The following is a 22,777-nucleotide window of genomic DNA, read 5'->3' as shown; positions in this document are numbered from 1 at the left end:
GCCATGGCGACCCACGGCTTCCGGCCCACCCACGTCGTCCCCGCGCACGGAATGCCCGCATGGGAGGACCCCGACCCCGCCCGGCCCACCGTGCCCCTCGACCCGCTGCTGCCCGTGCGGCTCGTCGAGCGGCGCGGCGACTGGGCTCACATCCTGTGCGCCAACGGCTGGTCCGCCTGGGTCGACGGCCGCCGGCTGATCGCCGTACCGCAGGACCCGCCCACCGAGGACCACCCGCTCACGGCGGCCGCCGACCCGCGCCCGCTGCTCGCCCGCGCCGAGCAGGCCCTGGCCCGCTACCGGGCCGCCGTCGACGCGCTGCTGGCCGGCGGCCTCGACGGCGAGTCCTTCCGGGACCGTACGCGCGGACAGCGGATCGGCGTGGTCGTCGACGGGGAGTCCGTCTGGCTGTACGACGCGGAGACCGAGCGGTGGGCGTACAGCGACGGGAAGCGGCTGACCACCTACGCGGCGGACGAGGCGCCCCGCGCCACGCCCGAACCCGGCCACGCCCCCACACGCGTGGCGACCTTCGAGGGCGAGCCCTGATGGCGGGCGACACCGGCCTCTTCTCCGGCCGGCCCTCCGAGCTGGTCGGCCGGAGCGTCGCGGGCTACCGGATCGAGCAGGAACTGGGGCGCGGCGGCATGGCCGTCGTCTACCGCGCCCGCGACCTGCGCCTGGACCGCACGGTCGCGCTGAAGCTGCTCGCCCCGGAACTCGCCCGCAACGACACCTTCCGGCAGCGTTTCAGCCACGAGTCCCGGGTGGCCGCCGCGATCGACCATCCACACATCGTGCCGGTCTTCGAGGCGGGTGAGACGGACGGCCTGCTGTACATCGCCATGCGGTACGTCGCGGGCCGCGATCTGCGCAGGCTGCTCGACCGGCAGGGCCCGTTGCGCCCCGGGACGGCCCTGCGGATCGCGGGGCAGGTCGCCTCCGCGCTCGACGCCGCCCATGAGCACGGGCTGGTCCACCGGGACGTCAAACCCGGCAACATCCTGGTCGCGCGCGGCACCGACAGCGACCACCCCGAGCACGTCTACCTCACCGACTTCGGATTGACCAAGAAGTCGCTGTCCCTGACCGGCTTCACCGCGGTCGGCCAGTTCGTCGGCACCCTCGACTACGTCGCCCCCGAGCAGATCTCGGGCCGGCCGGTGGACAGCCGGTGCGACGTCTACGGCCTCGCGTGCGTGGTCTACGAGTGCCTGGCCGGGCACCCGCCGTTCCGGCGCGACGACGACCTGGCCCTGCTGTGGGCCCACCAGAACGACGAGCCGCCCCCGCTGACCGGGTCCCGCCCCGGCCTTCCGGCGGCCGTCGACGAGGTCTTCGCCCGGGCGCTGGCGAAGAACCCGGACGACCGCCCCGACTCCTGCCTCGCCTTCGTCGCCGCCCTGCGCACCGCCCTGACCGGCGCCCCCGCCGCCGGGCACCCGCCGACGCAGGTGGACCTGAGGGCCGTACCGCTGGGGCAGGGGGAACCCGAGCCGCCACCGCGATGGGCCGGACCGGTCTTCGGCCGGCGTACCTGACGCCGGGCAGGACCGGTCCTCGGGCACGGCACCTGACACCGGGCAGGACCGTCGCGCGCGCCGCCCCCGCACGGGGCCGTCCGGACGCGTCGCCCTGCCGGAAACCCGGCCGGGGGTCGCCGGGAAACTCGGGCTACGGCCTCGCGCCTCGCCGCCGTGTCCCCCTGGCCAGCAGTCCGCCGAGGAAACCGGTCACCAGCCCCCACAGCACGGCAAGCCCCAGCGCGGACCAGACGCGTGGTCGCAGGAACAGCTCCCCGGCGAGGTCGCCGCCCAGGTCGCCGATGCCGACGACCGACAGGCCGTACGACGCCGAGACGCCGCCGACCAGGCAGATCATGAGCACGGTGAGCGCCAGCGCGACGGCCGTGCGCACGGCGTGCTGCCAGAGCCGCACCCGCTCCGGGGAACGGGCAGCCATCACGAACGCCGCCGCGAGCACCAGCAGCACCGCGGCGACGACCAGCCACCACCACCGTGCGTCGTGCTCGGCGAGTACACCCACGTCGACGGCCTCGACGTCCTCGGAGCGCAGCACCTGGTCGAGCACGTGCGGCATCGGCAGGCCGAACGGCCCTTCCACCCGGCCGTCCCAGGTGGCGCCCATGCCGAGGGTGAGCGCGAGCCAGGCCAGATTCGGCAGCCCGAGCAGCAGCACGGCGAAGGTCTCGGCGGGATGCCCCCGGGTCGCCGCGACCACCAGGCCGATGACCAGACCCAGGACGACACAGGCGAGCAGCAGGGCGACCATCGCGTACGCGGCCGGGCGCACCGACTCCTGGAAGCGCAGCAGCCGGCCCGGCAGCGGGGCGCCGCGCGAGACCAGCAGGGCCAGCAGCAGGACGCCCGCCAGCCACAGCAGGCCGAAGAACAGCGACACAGGCACGTCCGTGGTGAAGCCGACCTCCGGCGTGAGGCCGAACAGGTCGCCGATCTCACTGATCGCGCCCTCGCCGAGCGGGATCCGGAAGGTCTGCCGGGCCCCGAGGGCAAGACCGAGCAACCCCAGCAGCCACAGGACGGCCACCTTCCCGGCCCACGCGCCCAGTTCCCCGGCCCCGGCCACCGCGCGGTGCCGCAGCGGGCGCAGGAAGGCCGCGGCGATCACCAGGGCGCCGACCAGCGTCACGGACAGCGGGATCACGGTCAGCCCGGCCGTCGTCTCGGCGAGGCCCCCGGCGTCTCCGGAGAACTCGACCGCACCGCCCACCGAGGTGACGACGGTCGCCGCGACCACCCGTGGGAACGCCCCGTCCGGCAGGTCCGCCGCCCCCGCCGCCCACAGTCCGAGTGCGGCGGTGACCCCCATGGCGACCAGCCCCGCCAGCACCGCGACCACGGCCCACACCCAGCCGGGGCGGGGCAGTGCCTGGTAGGGGAAGGGGCGCGCACTCACGTGGCCACGCTAAGCAGCACCGGCACCCGGCGCGCGCCGGGAGGTCCGTCCGGCGTCCGCTTGCGGGGCGTACGGAAACCGGGCACACAATGAGCGCATCAGGGAGAAACAGGACGTGAGGAACGAAGGGTGCATTCGAGGCGAGCGACTTCGGGGCCGGGGGATGCGACGCGTGCGCCCGGGGCCACTCCGGGAGGGGAGCGGGGCTCGTGAACACCGAACCGCCCCGGCCCGGCCGCCCCACCGGCCCGCCCTCGGGCCCCCTGTCGGGACCCACCCAGCCGCCCGCCGGCCCGCCTTCCGGCCCACCGTCCCAGCCGCCCGCCGGTCCGCCCTCCGAGCCGCCGACCGGCCCGCCGTCCCGTCCGCCGGGTGGCGGAGCCGGGCCGCCGTCGCCGCGCCGCCCGTGGTGGCGGCCCGTACCCCGCATCGCCGCGATCGCCGCGATCGTCGCGGCCGCGGTGGCCGTGGCCGTCGTCCTCACCCGGACCGGCGGCGACGGCACCTCCGACGCCGAGGGCGGCGAGGTCTTCCTCCAGGCCGCGAACGTGACCGGACCCAACCCCTTCAACGAGTCGACGGCGAGGGACAGCTCCGCCCCACCGGTCACCCCCACCCCGACGGGATCGGTGGCGCCGAACGAGGTCCGCGGCGTGAACGGCGGCACGCCCGGCCTCTACGGCGGCACGCGCAACGTCGCCGCCTGCGACGTGGAGAAGCAGATCCGCTTCCTGCAGGAGGACGGGGTGAAGAACCGTGCTTTCGGCTCCGTCGTCGGCGTCGAGCCGTCCGGTGTCCCCGCGTACCTCCGCTCCCTGACCCCCGTGCAGCTGCGCCTGGACACCCGGGTCACCAACCATGGCTTCCGCGACGGCGCCGCCACCCCTTACCAGGCCGTCCTCCAGGCCGGTACGGCCGTCCTGGTCGACGACCGCGGCGCGCCCCGCGTCCGCTGTGCCTGCGGCAACCCGCTGACCCCGCCGGTCGCCCAGCGCACTCCGCCCGAGCCGACCGGCGAAGCATGGCCCGGGTACCGCTCCTCGGCCGTGGTCGTGGTCACGGAGTCCCGGCGGGACGTGGACGCCTTCGTCCTCTACGACACGGACCGCGGCGAGTGGATCTCCCGGCCGCAGGGCGACACGGGAGCCAAGGACAAACCGACCGAACAGCCGAAGGCGCCGGTGTCCCCGGCCCCGGAAACGCCGTCGCCGGCGTCACCGCCGTCCCGCCCGCAGTCGCCCGGGCCCGAGTCGCCGCCGCCGGAACCGGACTCTCCGGACGCTCCGCAGTCACCCGACTCACCGAACTCACCGAATCCCGCGGACTCACCGACCAACCCGGACTCTCCGGACGCTCCGAACTCTCCCCATGCCCCGGACTCGCCGGATGCGCCGAATTCCCCGGAATCGCCTGACTCGCCGGGTTCGCCGCCCTCGCCGCAGTCCCCGGCCTCCCCACCTGGGTAACCACCGGCCCCACGGGACGCGCGCCGTTCGTCCCCCGCATACATCGTGCCCGAATCGGCCGCAAACGCTTCGGCGGTGTGACGACTCCGGCACTATGGACTGCGGCGCCCGGCTCTGGGTACGAGGACTGGTGCAGTAGCGTCCGGCTTGGCCGGCTTCGGAGAGAGACACGCATGATCGAGCACGGGGACGGGGCCGTCGTACCGACTGGTTTCGACGTGCCCGTGGAGCCGCTTCGGCGAGCGGCGCACTACACGGGCGAGCCGGGATGCATCGCCGAGGCGCGGTCCGTCGCCGCCCTCTTCGTCGAACAGCTCAGAAACGAGTGGTGCGCGGAGATCGACGACCGCGCCGAAGGAGCCGTGCTCCTCGTGGTGAGCGAACTGGTCACCAACGCGGACCGGCACAGCAACGGGCCGTACATCCTGGAACTGGAGGGGACGGACAGCGCACTGGCCGTCTCCGTCTACGACAGCAGCGCCGCCCTGCCCAGGCGGTTCCCGCGCGACCCGGCCCGCGTCGGCCGGCACGGCCTGGAGATCGTGCACGCGCTGGCGACGGAGGTGACCGTCGAGCGGGTGCCGGTGGGCAAGCGGGTGCGCGCGGTCATGCGGCTGGACGGCGCGTGAGTCCCCGGCGCGGTCGACGGCCGGGGACTCACTCGCGGAATCCGCAGGTCTTTCCCGGGTGGCGGCACGCCGTGCGGCGTGGCCGCCGTCAGGCGCAGCCCAGCTCTCCGAGCATGCCCCGGCGGAGCCGCACGATGATCCGCTTGAGCAGCCGGGACACGTGCATCTGGGAGCAGCCGAGGCGTTCGCCGATCTCGGCCTGGGTGGCCTCCTCGACGAACCTCATGTGCAGGATCTGCCGGTCGCGTTCGTCGAGTTCGGCCATGAGCGGCGCGAGCGACTGGAAGTCCTCGACGAGCCGCAGTCCGTGCTCCTCGACGCCGATGAAGTCGGCGAGGACGGCCTCGCCGTTCTCGGGGCCGTCGCCGGTCAGGGCGGCGTCCAGGGAGGCCGAGTTGTAGCCGTTGGCGGCGATCTGGGCCTCGACCACCTCGTTCTCGGAGATGTTCATCAGCGTGGCGAGTTCCGCGACCGTGGGGTCCCGGTCCAGCCGGCTGGCCAGCTCCTCGCGGGCCTTGGCCAGTTCGACGCGCAGTTCCTGAAGACGGCGGGGGACGTGCACGGCCCACGTGGTGTCGCGGAAGAAGCGCTTGATCTCACCCACGATGTAGGGGAGCGCGAACGACGTGAACTCGACCTCGCGCGAGAGTTCGAACCGGTCGATGGCCTTGATGAGGCCGATCATGCCGGTCTGGACGATGTCCTCCATGTCGTCACCGCGGTTGCGGAACCGGCCGGCGGCGAACCGCACCAGCGACATGTTCATCTCGATGAGGGTGTTGCGCGCGTACTGGTACTCGTGCGTGCCTTCCTCGAGTTCGGCCAGGCGCGCGAAGAACTGGCGGGACAGCTCACGCGCGTCGCGCGGAGCCACGGTCCGGGGGTCCACGACTTCCGGCGTTGGCCCCTCACCCGTCCTGGCCACGGGGCTGTCCTTGACGGCCTCTGCCTCCGACCGGGTCACGGCGGTGTCCATTACCTCTCCCACGAAAGTCATGGTGCGACGTCTGCCTCTTCGGCTTCGGTTGTGCTCGGTTGTGCCCGACGTCCCGTCCCGGTGAGCGACCGGGACCCGACGGCGTATCGGTGCGTGTACCCGGACTTCCGGAGCGCATGCCGCCCATGTGTGGCGGTGGCTCGAATATTTCCCGGGCCGGGCCGAACCCGTCGCAACAGACCTTCGTAATCCGGTGATCTGTATAACTAGAAACCGGTTGATGGTGTTTCATCCGATTCCACCGAGGGCGGAACGCCGAGGGCTTCCGCCACGGTTCGGCGAACCTAGGCTGAGAAGGTGAGCAACCAAGCGCCGAACCACCGGACGACCTCCGACGAGGCCCGTGTCATCCCGTTGCGCCCGCAGCCGGAGCGTCCCGGCGGCGTCCGCCCGGCCGGCCGGACCGATGGTGCGCTGCCCGGGCCGCCCGCGCCGCCCGCCGGGGGACCGGCCCGCACCGCCGGCAGGGAGCCGCTCTGGCGCGACCTCGTCGGTGACGTGCTGCGGCGGGAACGGCTGGCCCAGGAGCGGACGTTGAAGGACGTCGCCGACGCCGCGCGGATCTCGATGCCGTACCTGTCGGAGGTGGAGCGCGGCCGCAAGGAGGCCTCCTCGGAGGTGCTCGCGGCTGCCGCCCAGGCCCTGGGGCTCGGCCTGGGCGATCTGCTGGCGCGGGCGCACGGCGAACTCACCCGGCACACGCGGACGCGTGGCCGCGCCACGTCCACCGCACCCCGCAACGCACTCTGCCTGGCCGCCTGACGCCGCCTTGTCCGGCGCCTCGGACCCGCACGCCTCGGACCCGCACGGCTCAGACCCGCACGAGGCGCCGGCTCAGCACCTCGTCGGCCAGCCCGTACGCCACCGCCTCCCGCGCGGTGAACACCGTGTCGCGGTCCATGTCGGCGCGCAGGGTCGCGATGTCGTGGTGAGTGTGCCGGGCCAGCACCTCCTCGACCTGGGCGCGGATCCGCACCATCTCCTGGGCCTGGAGCGCCAGATCGGACACCGTGCCCTGCCGCCCGGCACTGGCCGGCTGCCCGAGCAGCACCCGCGCGTGCTCCAGCACGAACCGCCGCCCCGGATCCCCGCCGGCCAGCAGCACGGCCGCCGTGGAAGCCGCCTGCCCGACGCAGAACGTCGAGATGGGCGCCTGCACGAACGTCATCGTGTCGTAGATCGCCATCAGCGAGGTGTACGAGCCGCCGGGGGAGTTGATGTAGATCGCGATCTCGTTCTCCGGGGCCGCCGACTCCAGGTGCAGCAGTTGCGCGATGACGACGTTGGCCACGCCGTCGTCGATCTCGGTGCCGAGGAAGACGATCCGCTCCGACAGCAGCCGGCTGAACACGTCGTACGACCGCTCGCCCTGGGGGGTGCGCTCGACGACGTTCGGAATCGTGTACGTCCCCATGACTACAGCCCCGTCCGTCGTCGTGCGGCGGCCGGGCGGACGTCGGCAAAGGACTCCACGACCCGGTCGACCAAGCCGTACTCCCTGGCCTGCTCGGCCGTGAACCAGCGGTCGCGGTCGCCGTCCCGGGAGATGGTCTCCGGGCTCTGCCCGGTGTGCTCCGCGGTGATCCGCTCGATGGTCCGCTTGGTGAACTCCAGGTTCTCCGCCTGGATCTCGATGTCGGCGGTCGTGCCGCCGATCCCGGCCGACGGCTGGTGCATCATGATGCGGGCGTTGGGCAGCGCGTAGCGCTTGCCGGGCGCGCCCACGCTGAGCAGGAACTGCCCCATGCTGGCGGCGAACCCCATGGCGAGCGTGGAGACGTCGTTGGGGATCAGCCGCATGGTGTCGTAGATGGCGAGCCCCGCGTGCACCGAGCCGCCCGGGCTGTTGATGAACAGGCCGATGTCGGTGCGCGGGTCCTCCGCCGACAGCAGCAGCAGCTGGGCGCAGACCCGGTTGGCGGAGACCTCGTCCACCTGGGTGCCCAGCAGGACGATGCGCTGCCCGAGCAGCTGGGCGGCCAGGTGGTCGTCGAACCGGGTGGGCGGTGTGTCGCCCTCCTCGGCACGGGGCGGCGACAGGACAGTACGTGGAGACATGGGCGCTCCTCGGGTCGTGGGCGTTCGAGCGTGTGGTGCGATGCCCACTGTCGGCCCGGGACCCCGCCCGTGGCTGCTTTCTCTGCCCGCGGCAGATTCGCCACGGGCAGAGCGCTCATCCGCCCTGCTTCTCGCGCAGCTGCCGGAAGAACGCCCGCACGTCCCCCACCAGCAGGTCCGGCTCCTCCATCGCCGCGAAGTGCCCGCCCCGGTCGAACTCCGTCCAGCGCACGATGTTCTCCGTGCGGTCCGCCTTGTGCCGCAGGGGGACCTGCAGTTCGGCCGGGAACAGCGCGAGGGCGGTCGGCGCGGTCGACGGCTCCTGCGGCTCGGCCCTGCGGCCCTCGTGCGTGTGCGCCCGCTCGTAGTAGATCCGCGCGGACGAACCGGCCGTCCCGGTCAGCCAGTACAGCATCACGTTGGTGAGCAGCCGGTCCCGGTCGACGGCCTCCTCGGGCAGTTCCTCGGAGTCCGTCCACTCCCTGAACTTCTCGACGATCCAGGCGAGCTGACCGACGGGCGAGTCGGTCAGCGCGTACGCCAGCGTGTGCGGCCGGGTGGACTGCAGCACGGCGTACCCCGTGCCCTCCCGCGACCACGCGCTCCACCGGCGCCACGAGGCCAGCGTCCGTTCCCGGTCCTCGGTCCCGAGTCCCGCCAGTTCGTCACCGGTCGGCTCGGTGACCGCCTGCGCTCCCGGCAGCAGGTTCAGATGGACGCCGATCACCCGGCCGGGGTGGGCGCGGCCCAGCTCACGGGAGATCGCCGCGCCCCAGTCACCGCCCTGCGCCCCGAACCGCTCGTAGCCGAGCCGGCCCATCAGCTCGGCCCACGCGTCGGCGACCCGGCCCGCCTCCCAGCCGGAGTCCCGGGTCGGCCCGGACAGCCCGAAGCCGGGGATGCTCGGCAGGACGACGTGGAACGCGTCGGCCGGATCGCCGCCGTGCGCGGCCGGGTCGGTCAACGGGCCCACCACGTCCAGGAACTCCACGATCGAGCCCGGCCAGCCGTGCGTGACGATCAGCGGGGTGGCGTCCGGCTCGGGGGAGCGGACGTGCGCGAAGTGGACGTTCGCCCCGTCGATCGTGGTGGTGAACTGCGGCCACTCGTTGAGCCGCGCCTCGGCCGCACGCCAGTCGTACGTGTGCCGCCAGTACCGGACGAGCTCGCGCAGATAGCCGCCGGGCACGCCGTACGCCCAGCCGGCACCGGGCAGCTCGTCCGGCCAACGGGTGCGGTCGAGGCGCTCGTACAGGTCGTCGAGGTCGCGCTGCGGGATGTCGAGACGGAAGGGCCGGATGCCGTCGGGCGGCGAGGACGTCGTCATGGTCGCGATGCTAGTTCGGCGGGCCGCCGGGGCCGCCGGACGTCTCGCGGACGCGGCCGATGAGTTTCGTGGCCTTTCACCGGTCGATATGGATGACAACACTCCCCGCACAGGAGGTGCCCATGGCCACCGACGGTCTCACCACGTGTCTCTGGTTCGACGGCAAGGCCGAGGAAGCCGCACACCACTACGTCTCGATCTTCAAGAACTCCAGCATCGGCCGCGTCGCACGCTACGGCGAGGGCGCGTTCCAGCCCGCCGGTTCGGTGATGACGGTGGAGTTCACGGTCAACGGCCAGAACTTCGTCGCGCTCAACGGCGGACCGCAGTTCACGTTCAGCGAGGCGATCTCCTTCCAGATCTTCTGCGACGACCAGGAGGAGGTCGACTACTACTGGACCAGGCTCACCGAGGGCGGCGGCGAGCCCGGCCCCTGCGGCTGGCTGAAGGACAAGTACGGCGTGTCCTGGCAGGTCATCCCCGACGGGTTGATCGAGCTGGTCACCGACCCGGACCCGGAGAAGGCGCAGCGCGCCACGCAGGCGATGATGTCGATGGGCAAGCTCGACATCGCCGCCGTGCGCACGGCCCACGCGGGCGGGTGACCACGAGGCGGGGGAGGGGCCCGTCGCCACGCCGTCGCACGGACGCGGCCCGCTCCCGGCACGCCGCCGGGAGCCGGGGTCGTCTCCGTCCGCAGCGGTGGGCCGGGCCCCGTCCCGCGGGGAGGTCCCTTCACCCGCGCTCGGCCAGTACCTGACTGATCACGTGCCGTGAGTTCTCGGCGAGCGGCGGACGGGTGTCGTGCGTCATCCGGCGCCGGCCGCTTCGCCGACCACCCGCGTGATCTCCCGCGCGATGCGCAGGATCCCCGGCGAGCGCACCGGGCACGGCTTCGGGGTGGACGTCGTGGGCGCCAGACAGAAGTGCAGGTAGTCGTCGTCCCGGTGCAGCGCGGTACGGTCGCTGCCCGGCCGGGTGCAGTAGCCGGGGTGGGCCCGCTCGTACGCGGTGCAGGGCAGGTACTGCGTCCACGTGTAACGGGACCCGGCCGCACTCACCGCCCGGCCCGCGTCGGCGACCAGGTCGCCGGCGGCCGCGGACCGCTCCTCGTACACGGCGTTCACGCGCCGCACCCGGTCGGGCGTGATCGGGTCCGGTCCCTGCAGCACCCAGACGATCCGCGTCGGCCGGTCGCGGGCCGCCGCGTCGATCTGCTCGGCGAGCCGCCGCACGTCGGCGGCGTACCGCTCCAGGTAGCGCCCGCGTGCCGCGTCGTAGGTGATGCCGTCCATGCAGGGCGTGTAACCCCAGGCGTTGCCCCAGAACTGGAGCACCACGAAGTCCGGGCGCAGCGAGCGCACCAGCGCCGCCGCCTTGTCGGCGTCCGGAACGAGGGAGCGCTCGCCGGTGCCCTCCAGGTAGTCGCACGGGGTGGTCCCGGAGTAGGGCGCGCTCGTGTACGTGGCCTGCAGGTCCCGGCGGAGTTCCCGGCCGAGGACCTCCTGGTTCTCCATGGCCAGCGAGTCGCCGAGATACAGCACCCCGGGCGCCTCGGCGGGCGGGCGGGGGGCGCGCTGCCGGGTGGTGGCCGGCGCCCCGGACGCCTCGCGCTCAAAGGGCGCGGCGGGCGCGGGCGGCGCGGCCTCCGGCCGGGACGCCGGATCCCCGCAAGCGCCGAGCAACACGGCACCGGCCAGGAGACGGCAACTCCCGCCCCGCCACCGACAAGGCACCCCAGGCAAGCACAGCCCGCCGGGCGCGGGAAGGCATGCGTCGGACACGCCGCGGCCGACCCCGACCGCACGCGTGTCCGGTTTCGTCTTCCCGCGTTGGCGCACTGGTCATACGGTGTCTCTACGGTGCCCGCCATGAGAAGACCTTCGATCTTGCTCAGCGCCGCCGTTCTGACCGTGGCGCTGGCCTCTCCCGCGGTGGCCGGAAACGACTCCGCGAACGGCGACTTCGGGCGTGCCACGCTCACCGGGTTCGCCTCGCTGCCGGCCGAGACGTTCGTTCCGGACAGCGAGCCGTCCGGCGCGCTCATCGGCACCGGCCCCTTCAACGGCATCGCGGCACCCTTCGCCGACCAGCCCGTCCAGGGTTTCAGCGGCATCGTCGACCGGCACGACGGCACCTTCGACGTGCTGTCCGACAACGGTTACGGCAACAAGGCCAACAGCGCCGACTACCTGCTGCGCGTCCACCGCATCGAGCCGGACGTGAAGACGGGCACGGTCCGGGTGCTGGGCGGGTTCAACCTGAGCGACCCGTACCGCAAGGTGCCGTTCGCGCTCACCCGCGCCGACCGCGTGCTGACCGGCGCCGACTTCGACGTCGAGTCGCTCGTACGGGTCGCCGACGGCACGTACTGGACGGGTGACGAGTTCGGCCCGTTCCTGCTGCACTTCGACGCCAAGGGGCGGCTGCTCGACGCGCCCGTCGCGCTGGAGGGCGTCAAGGCTCCCGAGAACCCCTACCTGGGCGGGGCCCAGCCGACCATCGGCAGCAGCAAGGGCTTCGAGGGTCTGGTCCGCTCCGTCGACGGCCGCCGGCTTTACCCGCTGCTGGAAGGCACCGTCACCGGCGACACGCCCGGCGACCTGCGATTCAACGAGTTCGACCTGCGCACGCGTGCCTACACCGGCAAGCGGTTCGTCTACCGGCTGGAGTCGGCCGCGCACGCCATCGGTGACGCCGTCGCCGTCGACCGGCACCGCTTCCTGGTCATCGAGCGCGACGGCGGCCAGGGCGACGCGGCCCGGTTCAAGCGCATCTACCTCGCCGACACCCGCGACCGCGACGGCGACGGCGTGATGGACAAGACGCTGGTCGCCGACCTGCTGGACATCGCCAACCCCGAGGGACTCGGCGGCTTCGGCGAGACGTTCCGCTTCCCGTTCACCACGATCGAGGACGTCGTCCTGCTCGACGACCGGACGCTGGCCGTGCTGAACGACAACAACTTCCCGTTCTCGTCCGGCCGTACGCCGGGCAAGGCCGACAACAACGAGTTCATCACCATCCGGCTGACGGACCGCCTGCACGCCGACCGGCGCGCCTTCCGGTGAGGTACGCCTGATTCGGACCGGCTGCCCCGTGCGGCCGGTCCTCAGTCGTTCACCAGTACCGCCGCCCCGTCGAACCGCCCCGCCTTCAGGTCCGCCAGCGCCTGTGCCGCCCGGGCCATCGGATAGACGTGCGTCGTCGCCCGCACGTCGTGCCGCGCCGCCAGCGCCAGGAACTCGCGGGCGTCCTGGCGCGTGTTGGAGGTGACGCTGCGCACCTCCTTCTCGTAGAACAGCTCGCTCTCGTAGCGCAGCGGCGGGATGTCGCTGAGGTGGATGCCGGCGATGGACAGAACCCCGCCCCGGTCCAGCGCCCGCAGCGCCACCGGGACCAGCTCGCCGGCCGGGGCGAACAGGATCGCGCTGTCCAGCGGCTCCGGCGGCACATCGTGGGCGTCGCCCACCGAGGCCGCCCCCAGCTCGAGCGCCAGCCGCCGCGCCGCCGCGCCGCGGGTCAGGACGTGCACCCTGGCGCCTTCCGAGAGCGCCACCTGCGCGCACAGATGCGCGCTGCCCCCGAAGCCGTACAGACCGAGCCGTCCGCCCGGCGGCAGTGAGGCGCGCCTGAGGGCCCGGTACCCGATGATGCCGGCACACAGCAGCGGCGCCGCCGCCACGTCGTCGAGACCGGCCGGCAGCCGGTGCGCGAACGCCGCCGGCACGGTCGTGTACTCGGCGTATCCGCCGTCGGCGTCCCAGCCCGTGTACCGGGAGGCCGGGCAGAGGTTCTCGGCGCCGCGCGCACAGTGGGCGCAGCTGCCGTCCGTGCGGCGCAGCCACGCCACCCCCACCCGCTCCCCGGTGACGAAACCGCGCACAGCCGCACCGGAGCCGGCCACCACACCCACCACCTCGTGCCCCGGCGTGACCCCCGGTCGGCGCACGGGCAGGTCGCCCTCGGTGACATGCAGATCGGTACGGCACACTCCGCACGCCCGTACCCGCACCAACAACTCGTCCTCTCCGGGCACCGGCACGGGCTTGACGACGGGCCGCAGGCCGCCCGCCTCCACCGGTCCCGGCACCACGACCGACCACGCCCGCATCGTCGCTCCGACCGGCACCGTCATCGCGCGCCCCGCTTTCCGGAAGAACCCCCCTGCCCGCGGTGTCCGGCCCCCTTCGACCGGATCCCTTCCCAGTCTGGGGCTGAAGGGCGCGTTCGGCGCGCGGGTCCCCCGGCCGGTGGCTAGCGTGAGGAATCGGACCACCCCACCCATCCGGAAGGGCCACGGCCATGGCGGTGCAACCAGAGGGAACTCCCATGTGGGCCGACGCGATGCACAGCGACGTCGAGGGAGCCAAGGCCTTCTACGGCGACGTCCTCGGCTGGACCTTCGGCGAGGTGGAGACGGACCTCGGCACCTACAGCCAGGCCTACGCCAACGGCAAGGCGGTCGCCGCCGTGGTACCGCCCATGCCCGGCCAGGAGAGCCAGGCGCAGTGGTGTCTGTACTTCGCGTCACGGGACGTCGTCGCCACGGCCGGCCGAATCCGTGACAGGGGCGGCCAGGTGCTGATGGAACCCGTGCGGGTGGGGGACGCCGGCAGCATGTGCCTGGCCGGTGACCCGACCGGTGTCGTCTTCGGCGTGTGGCAACCGGGCACCCACAAGGGGTTCGAGGCGCCCATGGAGCAGCCGGGCGCCTACTGCTGGGCGGAGGTCTTCACCCGTGAACCCGAGAAGTCCGACACCTTCTTCTGCGCGGTCTTCCCGTACACGGCGCAGCAGATGGAGGACGACGGCGTCGACTTCCGGATCTTCAACCTGGGGGGCAATCCCGTCCTGGGCCGGATGAAGATGACCGACGAGTTCCCGCCCGAGGCACCGCACTACATCAACGTCTACTTCACCGTCACCGACTGCGACGACGCCGTGGCGCGGGCGACGGAGCTGGGCGGCGTGCTGCGGTTCGGGCCGATGGACAGCCCGTTCGGGCGGTTCGCCGCGATCAGCGACCCGCAGGGCGCCAACTTCTCGGTGATCGACACCACGACCACCGTCGGGGAGATGCCGGACCTGAGCGACGCCTCCTGACCGGCCCGGCCCCCGCTCCGATCAGGGGCCTGGCCCGTTCATGGCATGATCGGACGCATGCGTGAACGAGTGGTGGCCGCGTGCGACGGGGCTTCGAAGGGAAACCCCGGACCGGCCGGCTGGGCCTGGGTCGTCGCGGACGAGGGCGAGACCCCCACCCGGTGGGAAGCCGGTCCGCTGGGCCGGGCCACGAACAACGTCGCCGAACTGACCGCGCTGGAGCGGTTGCTGACGGCGACGGACCCGGACGTCCCGCTGGAGATCCGGATGGACTCCCAGTACGCGATGAAGGCCGTCACCTCCTGGCTGCCCGGCTGGAAGCGCAACGGCTGGAAGACCTCCGCCGGCAAGCCGGTCGCCAACCAGGACCTGGTCGTCCGCATCGACGAGCTGCTCGACGGCCGCGCGGTGGAGTTCCGCTACGTCCCCGCCCACCAGGTCGACGGCGATCCGCTGAACGACTTCGCCGACCGTGCGGCCAGCCAGGCCGCCTCCGCGCAGCAGCCCGCGGGCAGCGGCCTGGGCTCACCGGAGCCGCCGTCCGCCCCGGACGTCCCGCCGACCGCCCCGCGGCGCAGGTCACCCACGGCCAGGACGACCCGCAAGGGCGGCGGTTCCGCCCGCACCCTCAAGGCCAAGTTCCCCGGCCGGTGCGTGTGCGGGCGCGCCTACGCGGCCGGCGAGCAGATCGCCAAGAACGCCCAGGGCTGGGGCCACCCGGAGTGCCGTACGGCCGACGGTCAGTGACCGGATCCGGGAACACGCACTGACCGCCTCGGCCCGCCGCGGCAGGGACGGGTCGACCGACGCTGAAACCCGCAATGCGCGGCCCCCGCAAGGGAGTCGCGCATCGCCTTGGTACCGCTGGGACAGCTGTCAGCGACCGCCGCCGCCGCCACCGCCGCCGCCGTGGCCATTGCCACCGCCGCCGCCGCCGTCGCCGTGGCCATTGCCACCGCCGCCGTCGTGGCCGCCGTTGCCGCCACGACCGTTGTCGCCACGACCGTCGTGACCGTTGTCGCCACGACCGTCGCGACCGTTGTCGCCACGACCGTCGTGACCGTTGTCGTCCCAATCGTCATCGTCGTCGTAGTCACGGTCCCAGCCGTCGTAATCGTCGTCGTCGTCGTCCCATGAGCCATGGTCGTCGTCGTACGACGAGTAGTTGTAGTCGTGGCCGGTCTCGACACCGGCCGAGGCCGTGCCCGCTGTGCCGATCGCTGCGCCGCCGGCCATCAGGACGGTGGTGGCAGACGCCGCGATGAGACGCCTCGCGCGATGTGATCGCATGGTTTTACCTTTCCTTCCATCGTCTCGCGCTGCTCCCACGCACGAGAGGAACGGCCGCGGCCATAGCTGATGTGGCGAGCGGCGCGGTCATGGGCGTCGCCGCAAAATGTGAGAAGCAACCTCTCGGCCGCCGACGCCGCCTATGGTTTCCGCGCCGTGTCACGCGTGCGGCGCTACGGTCGCGGTCCTCGCTGTGCAGGAACCTTGCCGGCCGGGGGCGAGCCCCCGTTTGCGGCTCTCACCCTTGACGTTAGCCCCGCACGCCGTGCGCGGCATCTTGAAACAGGCGAATTCTGGAATTCGTGAAAATTGGTTGAATAGACGTGCAGATGGCCGTATCGGGCTGCATGCGATCCATGTGTGTGAAGCTGCACAAAAGGCGGCTGCTCATGCCGCTGCCGCCCCGGGAACCAGTCCCGGGGCGGCAGCAGGTCGATTGCTTCAGCGGGCGGTGCCGAAGTCCTGTGTCCAGTAGTTGCCGGGCTGTGCGAGGCCGACGCCTATCTCCTTGAACGTGCAGTTCAGGATGTTCCGCTTGTGGCCGGGGCTGGACATCCAGCCCGCCATGACCTGCTCCGGGGTGCTGTATCCATATGCGACGTTCTCGCCGTACGTCTGCCAGGTGTACCCGGCGGCCGTGATCCGCCGGCCCGGGTCCGAGCCGTCGGAGCCCGTGTGCGACATGGTCCGGCGGCTCGCCATGTCGGCGCTGTGGTCCTGGGCGGCCTGCGTGAGCTTCGCGTTCACCTTCACGGCGGAGCAACCGGCCTTGGCGCGCTCACTGTTCACCAGCTCGACGACGCGCTGTGCGGCGCTGGACGCCGTGGCGGGCGCGCTGGGGGTGCTCGGGGCCGTGGTCGGCGCGCTGGGGGTGCTCGGCGCCGTGGTGGGCGCGCCGCTCCCGGCGCCGGCCGTCGAGTCCGGCACGCTGGTGCGCGGCGGCACGGTGGTCTGCCGGTAGTCGGACGCGTTCACCCAGTTCCGCCACTGGCCGTAGGGCCTGGCGGACTCGGTGGCCTCCGCGCTGCCGTCGTCCCAACAGGCCATGGCGGCGGACGGTACCGCCAGGGCGGTGAGGGCGACGGCGGCGACGGCTATGTGCCGGTGGCGCGTCTTCCTGCGGTGCTTCATGGGACCTCGCTCCATCGTCGCGGGTCGCCTCCGGGCCCGGCGCGGCCTGAAGCCGCGTCTGACCTGCGGTGACGCCTTCTGGGGCCGTCATTGTTAAGACGGGCGTGAGTAGGGGGCAACGAGGCCCACTACTACCCCGCGTCGTAGACCCCGATCGCCCTTGAACCGGGCGCGTGGGTGTGCTCACCCGGCTCGCCGGAACCGGAGCGGCGCCTGACGTGCCGTCAAGGCGTGGCGTGCGCCGGGTGGGTGGCGTGACGGGGCCCTGCCGGGCTCATCGTGGTGGGCCAGGCGCGCCGTTTGTCTGATTCAGTGCGGCAAGTCCCTCTATATCGCCCAGGTCCGTCGTACTACCGAGCCACGTTGATGCGCACAGGCCGCGTGAGGGATGTCACTGTGAGCGGTTGCAACCTTTTTCGTGCGGGGGTGTAGTCCGCACGGATGGAAGGCGCGCGCATATGAACCGATTTACGGACATCTTGCTGGCATAGTGCGCCCCATGACGATCACGACGGTCGGCTGCCGCGACCCCCGACGGTTGCTGCCGTGAACAGGCCGATGACCAGCTCCCCGGAGGAAGGGCCGGACGGGCAGCGGCGCCCCCGCCGCACGTCCCTCGCCCTCGCCCTGGCCGGCGCGGGCTGCATCACCTGCGTCGCCGTCCTCGTCGGCGTGCTTCCCTTCGGCGACCCCCGGACCACCGCACACCGCGGCGACCCCGTCCACGGTCCGTCCGGCGGCCCCTCCTCCGGCCCGGCCCCGACCCCCGGCGCGCCGGGCATCGGCGACCCGCTGATGCCGCTCGACGGCAACGGGGGCTACACGGTCCGCCGCTACACGCTCGACTTCGACTGGCGCGCCCCGCGCAAGCCCTTCGCCGCCCGCACCACCGTCAGTGCCACCGCCACCCAGGCGCTGTCCCGCTTCAACCTCGACTTCGCGGGCAACACGTTGCACACCGTCACGGTCGGCGGCGCACGGGCGACCGCCGTACGCGACGGCGACGAACTCGTCGTCACCCCCGCGCGGCCGATCCCCCGGGGCAAGGCCTTCACCGTGCGGGTCGCCTACACCGCCGACCCGACCCAGCAGCGGCAGCGCGGCGACGCGATCCAGGCCTACGGCTGGGTGCCCACGCCCGACGGCACCGTGGTGTGCGCGCAGCCCAACGGCGCCAAGATGATCTTCCCGGTGAACGACCACCCCAGCCTGCGGGCGCCGGTCACCTTCCGCATCACCACCCCGCCGGGCCTCAGCGCGGTGGCCAACGGGCGGCTCGTCGAGCGGGCCCGGCGACCGGACGGACGGGTCCGGTGGACGTACGACTCGGAGCATCCGGTCGCGGCGCAGCTGATGCAGCTGGCGATCGGGAGGTTCGCCTTCGTCGACCGCACCGGCCCGCGCGGTCTGCCCGTGCGGGACGTGGTCCCGCAGGGCCTGGTCACCGACACCGAGACGCACCGCTCCCTCACCTCGGAGCACCTGACCTGGCTGGAACGCAGGCTCGGCCCGTACCCCTTCCGCCGCTACGGCGTCCTGGTCGGGGACACCGACCTGCCGGTGGCGCTGGAGACGCAGGCGCTGTCCGTGCTGCCGCGGGGCGACCTGCTGTCCGACCGGGTCGACGCCGAACGCGACCTCGTGCACGAGCTGGCGCACCAGTGGACCGGCAACAGCGTCGCCATCCGCCGATGGTCCGACCTGTGGCTGAGCGAGGGACACGCCCGCTTCTACGAGCGGCTCTACTCCGACGCCCACGGCGGCGTGGACATCGAGGACGCGATGCGGTCGGCGTACGAGCAGCACGACCAGTGGCGCCATGACGCCGGGGCACCCGCGGAACCCACCGAGCCGACCCTGTTCAAGGTGATGCGGTACGACGGCTCGGCGCTCGTGCTGTACGCCCTCAGGGAGAAGGTCGGCGAAGAGACGTTCGACCGGATCGAGCGGTCGTGGGTGAAGAGGTACCGCGGCCGGGTGGCCGGCACCCGGGACTTCGTCAGGCTCGCGTCCGAGGTGGCCGGCGAGGACCTGACGCCGTTCCTGAACGCGTGGCTGTACGGGGAGCGGACCCCGCCGATGCCGGGCCGTCCCGACTGGGAGGTGGACCCGGTCCAGTACTGAACAGCGCGCCGACGGTGCCGGACCGTACCGATCGGTAAGGGGGCGCAGGGTCGTGCACGCCCGGGCGGACGTACTGCCGCTGACCGGGTGGCCTGTGGCGGGCGGCTGGTCCAGCCCGGTGACGGTTGGCGCGACGTGGCGCTGCGGGCACGGAAGCGTACGAGGGGTGACGTGGAGAGCATCTCCGCCGTCCTGGTCGCGTCGTCCATCGCAGGAGGCCCTTCGATGACAGAACCCGCCGCCCCCCGTGTCCCGGACGCCGCGCGCCGGCGTCGCCGCCGGGTCGTCTGCGTGACCGCGTCGATGGCACTCCAGGTCCCGCTGCTGGTCACGCTGCTGAGCGTGCCACCCGCCGGCAGCGGCGCGGCGGTCGGGAGCGGTGCGGCGGACGAGCGGCGTCTGCAGGACGTCTTCACGGCCGCCGCGGACGAGTACGGTGTGCCGCGCAGCGTGCTCATGGGCGTGTCGTACCAGCAGTCACGGTGGGACTCCCACCGGGGGGCGCCGAGCGTCGTCGGCGGCTACGGGCCGATGCACCTGGTGGACGTGCCCCACGTGCAGGGCGCGCTGCCGAAGGCGGGCACCCGGCCGCTCGCCGGTACGCAGACCTCGCCGCGCTGGACGGGCTCCCGCAACAGCCGCGCCGCCCAGCCCGCCGACCTGCAGCGCGCCGCCCGCCTCATCGGGGTCCCGGTTGAACGGCTGCGCACGGACCCCGCCGCCAACGTGCGCGGCGGCGCGGCACTCCTCGCGGCGACGCAACGCGAACTCGGCAAGCCGCTCAGCGCCGACCCGGCCGACTGGTGGGAGGCGGTGGCGCGCTTCCCCGGCGTGGGCGACTCCGTGTCGGCGAACACGTACGCGCACGACGTCTTCAGCGTGATCCGGCGCGGCGCGCGGCGCACCAATGACGCGGGGCAGCGCATCACCCTCCCCGCCAGCCCGGGCGTGCGGGCCCAGCCTTACGACCCGCGGCGGCCCAAGGACATCGAGTGCCCGCCGGAGCTGTCCTGCTCCTGGGTCAAGGCTCCGTACGTCGACATCGGTGACGGCTACTACGGCAACTACGACCCCGCGGACCGGCCCAACGACCAGAAGGTCGAGTACATCGTCATCCACGACACCGAGGGCCCGCTGCCGGCCATGCTCGAGACGGTCCAGGATCCCAACGAGGTGTCCTGGCACTACTCGGTCCGCTCCAGCGACGGCCATGTCATCCAGCACGTCAAGACCAAGGACGCGGCACGGCACTCCGGCAGCCAGTACATCAACGCCCGCTCGATCGGCATCGAGCACGAGGGCATCCTCGCCCAGCCCGACACCTGGTACACCGAGCAGATGTACCAGGCCTCGGCCCGCCTGGTGCGCTACCTGGCCAAGAAGTACGACGTCCCGCTCGACCGGCAGCACATCTTCGGCCACGACAACGTGCCGTCCCCGATGGGCGTGACCATCCCCAGCATGCACGACGACCCGGGGCCCTTCTGGGACTGGGAGCACTACTTCGACCTGCTCGGGGCGCCCCTGCGCGGCAGGGCCGGCCGGGACGGCGACATGGTGATGATGCTGCCGGAGTACACCACCCACAAGCCGCTGTTCACCGGGTGCAAGACCAGCGGTGTGCCGTGCGCCCCGCACGGCTCCAGCGCCGTCCGCCTGCACACCGAGCCCCGCGACGACGCGCCGCTGATCCAGGACCCGGGCCGCCGCCCGGAGGGCGACCCCTCCACGGAAGACGTCAACGACCTCGGGTCGAGGGTCTCCGCGGGCCAGACCTTCGCGGTCGCCGGACGCAACGGCGACTGGACGGCGATCTGGTACCAGGGCGGCAAGGCGTGGTTCAAGAACCCCAGGACGCGCCCGACGGCCGTCGCCGCGACCGGGCGGATGGTGACGCCGAAGGAGGGGCTGAGCGAGATCCCCGTGTACGGGCGGGCCCTGCCGGAGTCGGAGGCCTACCCGGACGACGTGCCGGTGAAGGAAGAGTCGCCGCTCCCGTACAGCCTCCTCACCGGCCAGCGCTATGTGACCCAGGACCGCGTCGCCGGCTCCCATGTCGACAAGGCGGACTCCGACGGCGAGTTCCTGGTGGTGCGGGGCGACGAGGAGTACTACGAGATCCAGTTCGGCCACCGGATCGCGTACGTCAAGGCGAGTGACGTGGACGTGGTGAACGGCCACACCGCGGCGGGATCACCGTCACGGCCGCGCAAGTGACCCGCGCCGCCCGGGCGTTCCGCGATCACCGGGGCGCCGGGCGTCCGTGTCGAACGTGTAGTGGGCGGTGTGGTCCAGCAGGTCCGCCGGAGTCACGTCGTTCCACGGCTTCATCGGCTCGTTCAGGTCGACCACGTCCGGCGTCCCCGCCGCCGGGACGTAGCCGGAGGCCGGATGCAGGCGCTGCCACTCGGCCCACAGCTTGTCGACGAAGGCGTGGTGCAGCCAGAACACCGGGTCGTTGGGGGAGACCCCGGTGGCCATCTGGCCGCCGACCCAGACGTGCACCCGGTTGTGCAGATTGACGCCGCGCCAGCCCTCCAGGTGATTGCGGAACCCGTCGGAGGCGCTGTTCCACGGCGCCATGTCGTACGTCGCCATGGAGAGGACCGAGTCCACCTCGGCCCGTGTCGGCAGCTCGCGCACGGCGGTGCCCAGCGACCGGCGCAGGAACGTTCGCCCGTCGACCCGTACGGTGATCGGCCAGTTGCCGCTCGCCCCGGAGAACGGCCCGTCCGTCACCCGCCCGTCCCGGGCCCGCCCGCTGCCGCCGAGGAAGTCCGGTCCCCACAGCGGGGACCGCACGGAACGGTCGGCGGTCCAGTCCCAGTAGGGCAGCGCCACCGACGCGTCCACCGACTGCAACGCCAGCTCGAAGTCCAGCAGGAATCTGCGGTGCCAGGGCAGGAAGGACGGTGAACGGTGCCCGGTGCGTTCGCCGTTGTCGGTGTCACCGAGGACGAAGGCGTTGTGGGTCGTGACGAACTCGTCGTAACGGCCGCTGCGCTTGAGCTCCAGGAGCGCGGCGACGAAACGCCGCCTCTCGTCGGTGATCAGGCTCGCCTGGTTCTTGCGGACGGTCATGTGCGGGGACTCCAGGTGCGGTGCGGCGGTGATCAGTTGGCGGGGAAGGGGACGAGGTCGGCGCCCTGGAGCTCGTCGACCGCGGCGCGCGCGGCGGCACGCGGGGTGGGCACCGGGTCGTAGTGGCTGACGACGCTGATCCAGGTGCCGTCGGCGTTCCGCATCACGTGCAGCTCCGTGCCGTCGACGAACACGGCGTATCCGCCGCCGTGATGCCGGTGGCCGCCCCCGGCGAGCGGCCGGCCCTGTATCCGGCGGCCCTTGTAGACCTCGTCGAAGGGCGCGGGGGAGGCGTGGCCGTGGTCGTGCCCGGTCGCCTCCGGCGCGGTGGCGGGGGCGGCGCCGGCCGCCGCTCCCGACGCGACGACGGATGCGGTGCCGGCGGTCGCGGCGAGGGCGGCCGCGGCGGTGAGCGCACGGCGACGGCTGAGTTCCGGCATGCGGACCTCCAGGGTTCAGTGGACGCTGCTTTCGGCAGGCCGTTCGATTGACGGCCCCGCATGCCTATCGGTGCGGCGAAGAGTGGGAGAAATCGCCCGCGACGGGTTGGCTCCGATCCGGACAAGTGCCCACATCCGATGCAAGGTTGAACCAGGACGATCTTGCCGACGCGACTGACCGGCGCACCCCG

At 72.5% G+C, this 22,777-nt stretch carries 22 protein-coding genes; 11 read left to right on the top strand and 11 right to left on the bottom strand.

Annotated elements, in window-relative coordinates; translation table 11 throughout:
* Positions 1-3: 3 nt before the first annotated feature.
* Both IPT68_RS03130 and IPT68_RS03125 read left to right on the top strand, forming a co-directional pair.
* Complete coding sequence (locus IPT68_RS03130) at positions 4-549, top strand: hypothetical protein (RefSeq protein ID WP_189700697.1); 546 nt, start codon at positions 4-6, stop codon at positions 547-549.
* The gene (locus IPT68_RS03125; protein WP_189700698.1) at positions 549-1,541 is read left to right on the top strand and encodes a serine/threonine-protein kinase; all 993 of its coding nucleotides are present in this window, start codon (positions 549-551) and stop codon (positions 1,539-1,541) included. Before IPT68_RS03130 ends, IPT68_RS03125 begins: the two co-directional genes overlap by 1 nt.
* Positions 1,542-1,674: 133 nt before the next feature.
* Here IPT68_RS03125 and IPT68_RS03120 read toward each other — a convergent pair whose 3' ends face one another.
* Positions 1,675-2,937, bottom strand: coding sequence for a streptophobe family protein (locus IPT68_RS03120; RefSeq protein WP_189700699.1), 1,263 nt, complete (start codon positions 2,935-2,937; stop codon positions 1,675-1,677).
* 209 nt (positions 2,938-3,146) lie between these two features.
* Between IPT68_RS03120 and IPT68_RS03115 the strand changes: the two genes are divergently transcribed.
* On the top strand, positions 3,147-4,403 hold the full coding sequence (locus IPT68_RS03115) for a DUF6777 domain-containing protein (protein WP_194074051.1): 1,257 nt from the start codon (positions 3,147-3,149) through the stop codon (positions 4,401-4,403).
* A 173-nt stretch (positions 4,404-4,576) separates the two neighbouring features.
* Positions 4,577-5,032: an ATP-binding protein gene (locus IPT68_RS03110; protein WP_189700701.1), complete on the top strand. Its 456-nt coding sequence runs from the start codon at positions 4,577-4,579 to the stop codon at positions 5,030-5,032.
* Positions 5,033-5,120: 88 nt separating this feature from the next.
* Here IPT68_RS03110 and IPT68_RS03105 read toward each other — a convergent pair whose 3' ends face one another.
* On the bottom strand, positions 5,121-6,008 hold the full coding sequence (locus tag IPT68_RS03105) for an RNA polymerase sigma factor SigF (protein ID WP_189700761.1): 888 nt from the start codon (positions 6,006-6,008) through the stop codon (positions 5,121-5,123).
* 318 nt (positions 6,009-6,326) lie between these two features.
* Between IPT68_RS03105 and IPT68_RS34765 the strand changes: the two genes are divergently transcribed.
* The gene (locus IPT68_RS34765; RefSeq protein WP_308438817.1) at positions 6,327-6,791 is read left to right on the top strand and encodes a helix-turn-helix domain-containing protein; all 465 of its coding nucleotides are present in this window, start codon (positions 6,327-6,329) and stop codon (positions 6,789-6,791) included.
* A 49-nt stretch (positions 6,792-6,840) separates the two neighbouring features.
* Here IPT68_RS34765 and IPT68_RS03095 read toward each other — a convergent pair whose 3' ends face one another.
* The 3 genes from IPT68_RS03095 to IPT68_RS03085 form a co-directional block, all read right to left on the bottom strand.
* Positions 6,841-7,443, bottom strand: a complete 603-nt coding sequence (locus IPT68_RS03095) for a ClpP family protease (protein WP_189700702.1) — start codon at positions 7,441-7,443, stop codon at positions 6,841-6,843.
* 2 nt (positions 7,444-7,445) lie between these two features.
* Complete coding sequence (locus IPT68_RS03090) at positions 7,446-8,087, bottom strand: ATP-dependent Clp protease proteolytic subunit (RefSeq protein WP_189700703.1); 642 nt, start codon at positions 8,085-8,087, stop codon at positions 7,446-7,448.
* Positions 8,088-8,202: 115 nt separating this feature from the next.
* On the bottom strand, positions 8,203-9,414 hold the full coding sequence (locus tag IPT68_RS03085; RefSeq protein WP_189700704.1) for an epoxide hydrolase family protein: 1,212 nt from the start codon (positions 9,412-9,414) through the stop codon (positions 8,203-8,205).
* A 122-nt stretch (positions 9,415-9,536) separates the two neighbouring features.
* Here IPT68_RS03085 and IPT68_RS03080 point away from each other — a divergent pair, with 122 nt between their 5' ends.
* Positions 9,537-10,019, top strand: coding sequence for a VOC family protein (locus IPT68_RS03080; protein WP_189700705.1), 483 nt, complete (start codon positions 9,537-9,539; stop codon positions 10,017-10,019).
* Between the two features lie 204 nt (positions 10,020-10,223).
* Here IPT68_RS03080 and IPT68_RS03075 read toward each other — a convergent pair whose 3' ends face one another.
* The gene (locus tag IPT68_RS03075; protein WP_228040221.1) at positions 10,224-11,102 is read right to left on the bottom strand and encodes an SGNH/GDSL hydrolase family protein; all 879 of its coding nucleotides are present in this window, start codon (positions 11,100-11,102) and stop codon (positions 10,224-10,226) included.
* A 183-nt stretch (positions 11,103-11,285) separates the two neighbouring features.
* On the opposite strand from IPT68_RS03075, the gene IPT68_RS03070 reads away from it, so the two are divergent.
* Complete coding sequence (locus IPT68_RS03070) at positions 11,286-12,485, top strand: esterase-like activity of phytase family protein (RefSeq protein WP_189700707.1); 1,200 nt, start codon at positions 11,286-11,288, stop codon at positions 12,483-12,485.
* A 41-nt stretch (positions 12,486-12,526) separates the two neighbouring features.
* Here IPT68_RS03070 and IPT68_RS03065 read toward each other — a convergent pair whose 3' ends face one another.
* On the bottom strand, positions 12,527-13,528 hold the full coding sequence (locus tag IPT68_RS03065; RefSeq protein ID WP_189700763.1) for a zinc-binding alcohol dehydrogenase family protein: 1,002 nt from the start codon (positions 13,526-13,528) through the stop codon (positions 12,527-12,529).
* Positions 13,529-13,719: 191 nt separating this feature from the next.
* Here IPT68_RS03065 and IPT68_RS03060 point away from each other — a divergent pair, with 191 nt between their 5' ends.
* Both IPT68_RS03060 and IPT68_RS03055 read left to right on the top strand, forming a co-directional pair.
* On the top strand, positions 13,720-14,520 hold the full coding sequence (locus tag IPT68_RS03060; protein WP_189700708.1) for a VOC family protein: 801 nt from the start codon (positions 13,720-13,722) through the stop codon (positions 14,518-14,520).
* A gap of 45 nt (positions 14,521-14,565) precedes the next feature.
* Entirely contained in the window at positions 14,566-15,267 is a 702-nt protein-coding gene (locus IPT68_RS03055) for a ribonuclease H family protein (protein ID WP_189700709.1), read from the top strand.
* A 129-nt stretch (positions 15,268-15,396) separates the two neighbouring features.
* On the opposite strand, the gene IPT68_RS03050 is transcribed toward IPT68_RS03055, so the two are convergent.
* Complete coding sequence (locus IPT68_RS03050; protein ID WP_189700768.1) at positions 15,397-15,810, bottom strand: hypothetical protein; 414 nt, start codon at positions 15,808-15,810, stop codon at positions 15,397-15,399.
* A 441-nt stretch (positions 15,811-16,251) separates the two neighbouring features.
* Complete coding sequence (locus tag IPT68_RS03045; protein WP_189700710.1) at positions 16,252-16,941, bottom strand: CAP domain-containing protein; 690 nt, start codon at positions 16,939-16,941, stop codon at positions 16,252-16,254.
* Positions 16,942-17,487: 546 nt separating this feature from the next.
* On the opposite strand from IPT68_RS03045, the gene IPT68_RS03040 reads away from it, so the two are divergent.
* Together IPT68_RS03040 and IPT68_RS03035 are read left to right on the top strand one after the other, a co-directional pair.
* Positions 17,488-19,065, top strand: coding sequence for a M1 family metallopeptidase (locus IPT68_RS03040; protein WP_228040215.1), 1,578 nt, complete (start codon positions 17,488-17,490; stop codon positions 19,063-19,065).
* 225 nt (positions 19,066-19,290) lie between these two features.
* Positions 19,291-21,282, top strand: a complete 1,992-nt coding sequence (locus IPT68_RS03035; protein ID WP_189700711.1) for an N-acetylmuramoyl-L-alanine amidase — start codon at positions 19,291-19,293, stop codon at positions 21,280-21,282.
* On the opposite strand, the gene melC2 is transcribed toward IPT68_RS03035, so the two are convergent.
* Both melC2 and melC1 read right to left on the bottom strand, forming a co-directional pair.
* Positions 21,265-22,146 (bottom strand): tyrosinase MelC2, encoded by an 882-nt coding sequence (gene melC2 / locus IPT68_RS03030; RefSeq protein ID WP_189700712.1) that lies wholly within the window; start codon positions 22,144-22,146, stop codon positions 21,265-21,267. The two genes, IPT68_RS03035 and melC2, sit on opposite strands and share 18 nt — an antisense overlap.
* A gap of 32 nt (positions 22,147-22,178) precedes the next feature.
* Positions 22,179-22,586, bottom strand: coding sequence for an apotyrosinase chaperone MelC1 (gene melC1, locus IPT68_RS03025; RefSeq protein WP_189700713.1), 408 nt, complete (start codon positions 22,584-22,586; stop codon positions 22,179-22,181).
* Positions 22,587-22,777 lie beyond the last annotated feature (191 nt).

The organism is Streptomyces chromofuscus, from assembly GCF_015160875.1.
Taxonomy (GTDB): domain Bacteria; phylum Actinomycetota; class Actinomycetes; order Streptomycetales; family Streptomycetaceae; genus Streptomyces; species Streptomyces chromofuscus.
This window is presented reverse-complemented; position numbering and strand designations above follow the sequence as displayed.